Below are 8,432 nucleotides of genomic sequence, written 5' to 3'. Positions count from 1 at the left end.
CTCTATTCCTGTATCTGAAATGTCAGTGGCATAAACTTTAAATCCTTCTTTTGCTAGATATATAGAATGTCTACCTGTACCACAGCCTAAATCCATAACAGTTTTACAATTATTTTCTTTGAATATATGATTTGCAAGTACTACTGTTGGCAATACATCAAACTGAACTTCACCTTGTTCTTTATAGATTTTATCCCACTCTTGTTCCCAATTTTTCCCCATTATAAACACTCCCCTTCTTTATAAAAAACGCCCTTAATATTAATCATTTATATAATCATTAATTTATCTCTACCTTTTTATTAGCGTTTAAATAAGATTTAAATATATTTATATAAAATATACTGTATCTAATACCTGTATATGCAAATATAATTGCTGCAAAGTATGATTTATCATCTTTAGCAAGGTTTGAATAAACAAGTAGTATATCTATTAATATCATTGGTATAAACCTTATTGTATGAGATATTAATAAATTTTTAGCATATCCTATTTTATCTTCATCTTCTGTGTACATTTCAGGTTCAACACTTTGATATTCTTTGGCCCATAAACACCACTGATTCGTATCTTCGCCAGTTTTAAATCTTAAGTTCCATCCATCTTCTTTATGTATTTCATAATATGAGCTAGCTGGTTCCTTTTGATAGTCTATTACATATTTTATCTTTCTTATTTGATCTTTTTTAAAGTAAAACTTGCTTCCACCCTTATCCACTTTACATAGATTGTATCCTTGGCTTTCCATATTATTAAGCCACTTTATAGTTTTTTCAGGATAATAGTACCAGTTTAACTTTCTTTTCTTTATTAATTTATCATCTTCTATTAATAATATATTTTCCTCTTGTACTTCTACATTGTTGATACTATCATTGTTTTTAATATACTTACTTACTTGGTTTAGCTTAACTAATGTATATATACCAAATAGGAATACTAAAAACAATGCAGTCTCAAATCTATAACTAAATATACAAAATAGTATATTTTCATATATTAAATCAGAGTCCATTACTTCAAATACACTTCCATTTAAATGTGCACCCATTGCAGTAAGCATTAGAAATATTGGTAAAAATATTACTACATATAAAATCATCATAAACTGAGTAATATTTTTAATAATTCTATTTCTTTTTAATAGTTTACTTCTCATTGGATTTAATGCTATCTCACTACTTTCTTTTTTATTAGAAATAAACATCCATCTATTTTTATTTACTGTATTTTCCCAGCCTTCTCTTTTTAAGGCTATTGATATATCATCTACGCCCTTACTCTCATAACAAATTTTATATGTCATTGTTGTAGGCTCTGATTTTTCAAATGTGAATACTCTCGTTAATGTATTTATATCTTTTAATATATATCCCTCTTTTGCCATTTTTGATAACCAATCTTCTGTTTTACTTATGTTGTAACTCCAAAATGGTTTAATTACCCTCTTCATCAAAATCCCCCTCATATGCTATTGCGTTTTTGTGTAATTCTTTGATTCTATTTATTTCAGCCTTGATTAACAGCTTCCCTAGGTCTGTTATTTCATATGTTGTTTTTCTGTTTTCATCAGAATATATAGTTATTATTCCGTTGTTTTGCATCTTTGTAAGCGTTCCATACACAGTCCCTGAGCCTAGTGTTATTCTATCCTTTGTGATAGTTTTGACGTGTTGTATTATTCCATAGCCATGTCTTGGCTTGGTAAGTGATAATAATATATAGTAGGCAGTTTCTGTCATTGGCATAAATGCTTTTAGTACTTTTTCATTATTCATAGAACTCTCCTTTCTATGTCACGATGTGATATATCATACTTAAACTATATCACATCGTGACATATCACAACAACACATAGTTTAAATATTTCAAATAATAAAAAACACCAACTTCATAATGAGGTTGGTGTTTTTTATTAGTGACATCTATCACAAGGATCGTATTTACCTGATTGTGCTTGAGTACCTGAATTTATAGTCTTACTTCTACTTAATGTAGAACAAGATTTTGTTGTATGATATGACTTTCCATTAGGTGTCCAGTATACAATATCTGTACTATTACTAACTTCTGGTGTAGGTTCTACTTCAGGAGTCGGTTCTGGAACTGGTACTGGTGCTACTGCTACATTTGAATTATTTGAACTACTTGATGAGCTAGACTCTTTTCCATATTTATAGCTACCTACCTTACAGTCTACACTTAATCCACTACCACTTGATTTAAACACTATATGATCACATTCATCACTTCTGTGAACTTCTATACCTTTGTTTTCTAAAGTATCCATTGTTTCTTTGTGTGGATGTCCATATTTGTTATTTTGTCCTGCCATAATAACTGCATATTGTGGGTTTACTCTATTTATAAAGCTAGGAGTTGAGCTACTGTGAGATCCATGATGTCCTACTTTTAATAAATCTACACCTTCCACTTTTATTTTATCTTCTATTTCTTTTTCTGCATCTCCCATTAATAGTACTTTATCTTCTCCGTTTGTATAAAGCAGTACTAATGAGTTATTGTTTGGTTCCTTTTCATTTGCTACACTTAATACTTTGAATGTTGATGTTCCTAGTTTAAATTCACTATTTAATAATGGTACACTTGGTTTTAATCCTTTGTTAGCCATTGCATATATAAAGTCTGAGTATGTTTTTGTGTCTGCATCGCCATTGCTTACATATACCTTTTTTACTGGTATTTCATCTACTACTGCATCTAATCCACCTATATGGTCAGCGTGAGGATGTGTTGCAAATATATATTCTAATTCGCTTACTCCTTGTTGTTTTAGGTATGATACCACTTTACCTTCGTCATCGTTATCTCCAGCATCTATTAGTGCTGCTTTGTCACCTTGCTTTATTAGTATTGCATCAGAATTTCCTGTGTTTATGAAATGTATCTCAGATTCTGTATTTTGAGTGTTTGATTCTTTGTTAGTTTCTGATTCGTTATCTGATGATGTAGAGCCTACTGCTGTTTCAGTTTTTACTACTGTATCTTCTTTTGATACTTCATCATTGTTACTGTTGTCTGATGAACATGCTGTTAATAAAAACATAACTATTAACGGTGTTGCTAATCTCTTGATAAAATTTTTATTCATTTATTCGCTCCTATTTTTTATGATTTAAATATTTTATCACATTGTGTCATAATATAAAATAATTTAATACTCAAAATGCTAAATCATATATTTTAAATTATAATAATACGTAAAAAAAGCAAGAGCTATGCTCCTACTCTTCTGATTCAATTCCAAATAGAGCTGTTCCAGTAATTATATAAAAACAAGCGCACAGATTAATTTTATGCGCTTGTTTCTATATAATCACTTGAAATAGCTTTTCTCTTTAAATGTGTTGTTGCTGAAGCATTCAATAGAAGACAAAGCATAGAAAATGTAACAGGTTCTACATTCTTAAAAATAAGAGCAAAAACAAAAACGATCACAAGCAAAACTACCTCAACTTTCATCTCTAAAGCATAATAGCCAGCATTAATAATTCTGTATTTCTTTATCTTGTCATAGTAAGGAACTTCTTTTATAGATATTTTTTTTGCACTGCCAAGCACCCTAACTACACTAGCGATCACGAAAATAACACCATACCATCTCATAACCATCCCCCCTTTTTTTCTTATTTCGTATTGTATAACAATTGCGACCTATTTAAATAGTAACACTAGATTTTAACAGAATCTATTATTTATTGCTGGCTAATATCTGTTCTAAGTACAAATCTTAGCGTTTTTGTATACTTACTATTCTACCTCTAGATAATATGAGATTCCTGCTATCTGCTCTTCATCAAATATAATTTCACCGTTCTCAGTTTCAGTTAATGCATGTGGTAGTTTTACAATGAAGTTCCCTTTTTCAGTTTTGTAATATATCATCGTTATATTGCTTTCCTTATGAACTTTTTCATCTACTTTTTGGTACCCGTTAGGTAAAACCTTATCTATTAAATTAATAGCTTCATCATATGTTGTATTTACAGGATTTATTTCACTATAAAATGCAAATGCTTGAAGCACTTCTTTGTATTTTTTATCATTTAAAGGATTCATATTTTGTAATGGCCCATTAGTTGCTAATCCATCTGTATATTCAAATGTGTATATTTCTAAATCATTGTCATGTGTATATTTCAAATCTTCTTTATCTACCGTGTTATAACGGTCCATAATTTCATTATATGCCAATTCTAATTCCCTGGCTCCTATTGGTTCCCCTGTTTGCTCAGCCTCATTTTCGTATTTTGTAAGCGTATACTCAGTTTCATCAAATGCTATTTCCTCTGCCACTGCTTGAGTGTCTGTTGTTTGGTCTTTTTCTTCAATATTTTTAGACTGATTGCAACCTACTAAAAATAACGCTAGTAGTGGTATTAATATTTTTTTCATTTAAAGTTCCCCCTTTTATATCTGCGTTTTTCCTGGAAAAATGCTCCAAAGTTATTTCAACCTAAGTTATACTAATAATTATCATAGCTATCATCATCTAGTTTTTAGTCAATTCATTTAGTCTATTATTATAATTAATTCTATCCTTATCATCAAAAAATCTATCATCAATGATAATTTCTTCTATTGCCTTGGTATTTAAACTTATTGCAGAACAATCTAAATTAGATTCTTTTGCAACAGTGTTATGCATTTTAACCAAATCTTCATCTATTAATCCATAATAAAATTTTTCTACTATATATCCTATTTTATTATACATTGCTATGTTATCTTTCAGATATATCTCGCTTTCTACTAAATCCCACGCTATCTTCCTAGCCTCTTTAGTAGGAGCTATTAATTCAACGCTTTCTTTATCTGTATTTACAACAGAGTGCGAAAGTTCATGAATAGTATCATATACATCCAAATTTTTATCCTCGATTGTAATATATTTTGCATTATCGATTATGCTTACTTGTCCAGATTCTTTTTTTAGATTGTTTCCTATCATTATAGTAATTGATAATACCCCTGCCACAAATATAATTAACTTTTTATTCATATACTCCCCCTAATAAAATTTTTTAATAAATATATATGTTTTAACAAAATACTTATTTTGAATTTATTTGAGATTTTTTATATACCATATATGTAATAATATTAAGCGTAATAGTAGCCAAAAGAAGTAAAGCCGAAATACTCGCTACTGTTCCAAATATATCCATCATAGCTGTAAAATCTTCTATTTGCACCAAGTGATTAGCATAAAATATTTGCATACATAAAGAAATAGCACATGCACTAATGCTTATGCCTGAAAACACCCCTACATTACTAACAGCACCCTTATCTTGCCTCATAAGATTTATTATAGGCACTATTATTGAAATTAATCCGAATAATATACTTCCAGTAGTTAACCAACCAAAAATCATAATATACTCACCCTCCAAATTTCTAATTTAAATATTAGTTATTATTTAATAATATAATACAATCTATTTTTTTCCAATAGTAAAACATTTTCAATATATAAACAAGCTAAGTTTTCCCCTTATACTAATTCAGTATATATATATGTACCATATTTCTCCCCATTAACATAAAAGTGGTCTTTTTCTGCATATTTTAATATACTATTTGCAACATAATACATAGTTTTTTTATAATTATTAAATATTTCTTCAAACTTTGTCTTCTCTTCTTCTTTATCTTTCATAATATATACCGATAGATTCTTTTGTTTTGTTTTGTTTCATTTTATATCTTAAATTTTATTTAATTTTATGGATGTAATTTACTAATAAAAAATGCAATATACAATACCCATTTAAGGTATGTATATTGCATTTTGAAGTTCATATTATACTAATATTGTTCACTAAATCTACTCTATAAATTGAAAGTTATCAGTTAGTTTATTTCAACCAATCTTTTATAATAGATATTTTCTTTTCTGTTGCGTTAAGCTCAATCGTACATCCTATCGGTAATGTAAACATTGGATGTGTATGACAACAGTCAAACTCTGCAATAAATGGAATCTTTTTACCATCTAAAACTTCTAATAAAACCTCATAAGGTTTTCTACCTGTTTTTTTGTCATCAAATAACTCATGTTTACCCAGTATTATTCCTGAAATTTTATCAAATACACCATTAACTTTTAAAAGGGAGAAACTTCTTTCTATAGATGAAATATCCTTTAGGCTATCCTCAATAAATAGAATATCACCTTCTTTTATTTCTGGCATATACTTACTTCCCCATATCCCTTGTATAGTATTTAAGTTCCCGCCTATCACTCTTCCACATACTATACCTTCATTAACAGTTATCCATCTATTATCTCTTTTTTCTTTGCCTCTATTTTGCGATTCCCAATCAATGTATTCATCTGTCCAATATAGAGGGACTTCATAAGTATATGGAATCTTCGTATCATCAATAAGAAGCTCTTTAAAATATTTGTATGTATCATCTACAAACGGAGTTAACTCACCAAATGATGCAACTAAAGCAGGTCCATAATATGTATTGATTCCAGTTTGTGCATAAATACCAAGTAAAATTGCTGTAACATCTGAGTATCCTATTATAATTTTAGGATTTTTTTTGAATGCTTCATAATCAATATAAGGAAGAAGTGAATTTGAGTTCATCCCTCCAATTGTAGAGATAATACATTTCACTTCTGGGTTTCTAATTAACTCATTTAATTCTTCAGCTCTTTCTTTAATGCTTCCTGACCTATAAAAGTCATATTTACCTGTAAGATTACCTTCTATAAGGTTAAAACCTTTTTCTTTTAAATACTTTTTAGACCTAGTAAATCTTTTAGGACAAAAGTATGTTATAGGTGTAGATGGTGAAAAGATACCTACTGTATCGCCTTTTTCTAATCTCTCTACTACATTCATTGTTGCACCTCCGTATATCTTCTACAGTCATAGTATATATCCTATATTACACCAATTATTGTTATTCCAAAACAACGCTTAGTAAAATTCTAATTTATCTATATCGTATCATAAGTATCTTTATTTCGCATTATATAACAATTGCGACCTTTATTATATAGTTTCCTTATAATTAAAAAAGCTATTACACACATCATGTAATAGCTCTTATATATTCTATTTATTGGCATTTATTTGCATAAATGTTACATTAGCATCTATTTCCTTCACTAACTCTTTACTATCTTTGTATTTATCTACTTGTTCTGCACCTAATGCTACTCTATCAACTGCTCCTGCATTATATAAATTAAGGGCTGTATTATCATCTTTTGCTATTTTAACATGTATCTTATCAAGACTTACAGAATCTTTATCCCAGTAATTAGGATTTTTTTCCATAGTGTACTGGTCCTCTTGTTTCCACGATGTAACTGTAAATGGTCCATTGAATAATGTAGTTTCTACACTTGTTCCAAATTTATCACCTTGAGCTTCAACAAACTTTTGATTTTGTGGTGAGAATATTGGATGACTTACTAATTTATCAAAGTATGGAACAGGTCTTGTTAAAGTTATTTGTAATGTACTAGGGTCTAGTGCTTTTACTCCTACACTACTAGGGTCAGTATTTTTTGCTAAATTATAATCCTCTGCTCCTACTATATCATAGAATACACTGGTATTTTGAGCTCCAGTCTTAGGGTCTAAACTTCTCTTAAATGCATATTCAAAATCATTTGCAGTTACACTTTCTCCATTACTCCATTTTGCATCTTTTCTAATCTTGAATGTCCATGTCTTTCCATCCTGTGATTTTTCCCAGTTCTCTGCCATTGCTGGTGTTACATTCATATCTTTATCTAATCTAGTCAACCCTTCCATAACATTTAGACTTACTTCTCTTGACGTAGCATCACCTATTTTAGGGTTATCAAAACTAGTTATATCTGAAAGATTAGTTACATTAAGCACGCTATCAGCTTTATCTACACTTGCCCATTTGTATGAGTACTTAGGTCCAAATGTAAGTACTGAAATATCTTTTACATAATCCTTTTGTAGTATGGCATTTCCCCTTTGATAAATCCCAACAACTTGAGCTTCATCAAGAAGTACTTTTTCAGCTTTTGCATACAGTGGCCAAGACTCATCTGTGCTTACTTTATTCATAGCCTGATCTAATAAATCAAAGTATTCTTTATTATCGTATTTTAGTGCTGTACCGAATAATTGAGTTGAAGTTAGTGTTGATAGGTATGTTAGTGGATCTGGATAATCAGGACCCCAACCTGTTACTGCTATATCAAAATCGCCTGATTTTAGACTACTTAAGAATTGTTTCATTGGAAGTTGTTTAATCTCAACATTCATCCCCTCTAAATCACTTATTTCTTCTTGTAAAAATTCACCTAATGTTTTATTTAATTCACTATCTGTTAGCATTATACTAAGATTAACTGTGTCAAATCCCACTTCTTTTTTAGCTTTTTCCCATTCTTCTTT

The 8,432-nt window shown here is 29.6% G+C and carries 11 protein-coding genes; all 11 read right to left on the bottom strand.

The features are described from left to right. The coding region (locus ACRDBA_RS12720) for a class I SAM-dependent methyltransferase (protein ID WP_438573299.1) at window positions 1-222 on the bottom strand (222 nt) is incomplete at its 3' end. Window positions 223-280: 58 nt separating this feature from the next. Further along, on the bottom strand, window positions 281-1,456 hold the full coding sequence (locus tag ACRDBA_RS12715; RefSeq protein WP_438573298.1) for a DUF2812 domain-containing protein: 1,176 nt from the start codon (window positions 1,454-1,456) through the stop codon (window positions 281-283). Beyond that, on the bottom strand, window positions 1,440-1,781 hold the full coding sequence (locus ACRDBA_RS12710; protein ID WP_438573297.1) for a PadR family transcriptional regulator: 342 nt from the start codon (window positions 1,779-1,781) through the stop codon (window positions 1,440-1,442). Before ACRDBA_RS12710 ends, ACRDBA_RS12715 begins: the two co-directional genes overlap by 17 nt. Window positions 1,782-1,918: 137 nt before the next feature. Next, on the bottom strand, window positions 1,919-3,115 hold the full coding sequence (locus ACRDBA_RS12705) for an MBL fold metallo-hydrolase (RefSeq protein ID WP_438573296.1): 1,197 nt from the start codon (window positions 3,113-3,115) through the stop codon (window positions 1,919-1,921). Window positions 3,116-3,318: 203 nt separating this feature from the next. Then, the gene (locus tag ACRDBA_RS12700; RefSeq protein WP_438573295.1) at window positions 3,319-3,630 is read right to left on the bottom strand and encodes a hypothetical protein; all 312 of its coding nucleotides are present in this window, start codon (window positions 3,628-3,630) and stop codon (window positions 3,319-3,321) included. A 144-nt stretch (window positions 3,631-3,774) separates the two neighbouring features. Next, a complete protein-coding gene (locus ACRDBA_RS12695; protein ID WP_438573294.1) occupies window positions 3,775-4,419 on the bottom strand; it encodes a hypothetical protein in 645 nt (214 codons plus the stop codon). A 97-nt stretch (window positions 4,420-4,516) separates the two neighbouring features. Next, window positions 4,517-5,026, bottom strand: coding sequence for a hypothetical protein (locus ACRDBA_RS12690; RefSeq protein ID WP_438573293.1), 510 nt, complete (start codon window positions 5,024-5,026; stop codon window positions 4,517-4,519). A 52-nt stretch (window positions 5,027-5,078) separates the two neighbouring features. After that, the gene (locus ACRDBA_RS12685) at window positions 5,079-5,402 is read right to left on the bottom strand and encodes a hypothetical protein (RefSeq protein WP_438573292.1); all 324 of its coding nucleotides are present in this window, start codon (window positions 5,400-5,402) and stop codon (window positions 5,079-5,081) included. 119 nt (window positions 5,403-5,521) lie between these two features. Further along, window positions 5,522-5,686: a hypothetical protein gene (locus ACRDBA_RS12680; RefSeq protein ID WP_438573291.1), complete on the bottom strand. Its 165-nt coding sequence runs from the start codon at window positions 5,684-5,686 to the stop codon at window positions 5,522-5,524. Between the two features lie 199 nt (window positions 5,687-5,885). After that, window positions 5,886-6,887: a S66 family peptidase gene (locus ACRDBA_RS12675; RefSeq protein ID WP_438573290.1), complete on the bottom strand. Its 1,002-nt coding sequence runs from the start codon at window positions 6,885-6,887 to the stop codon at window positions 5,886-5,888. A gap of 216 nt (window positions 6,888-7,103) precedes the next feature. Next, a partial coding sequence (locus ACRDBA_RS12670; RefSeq protein WP_438573289.1) for an ABC transporter substrate-binding protein occupies window positions 7,104-8,432 on the bottom strand: 1,329 nt, incomplete at its 5' end.

The organism is Clostridium sp. (assembly GCF_051654825.1).
In the GTDB taxonomy this organism is placed as follows: domain Bacteria; phylum Bacillota; class Clostridia; order Clostridiales; family Clostridiaceae; genus Clostridium.
Note: the sequence above shows the minus strand (reverse complement) of the source record. Positions and strands in the feature narration are given on the sequence as shown.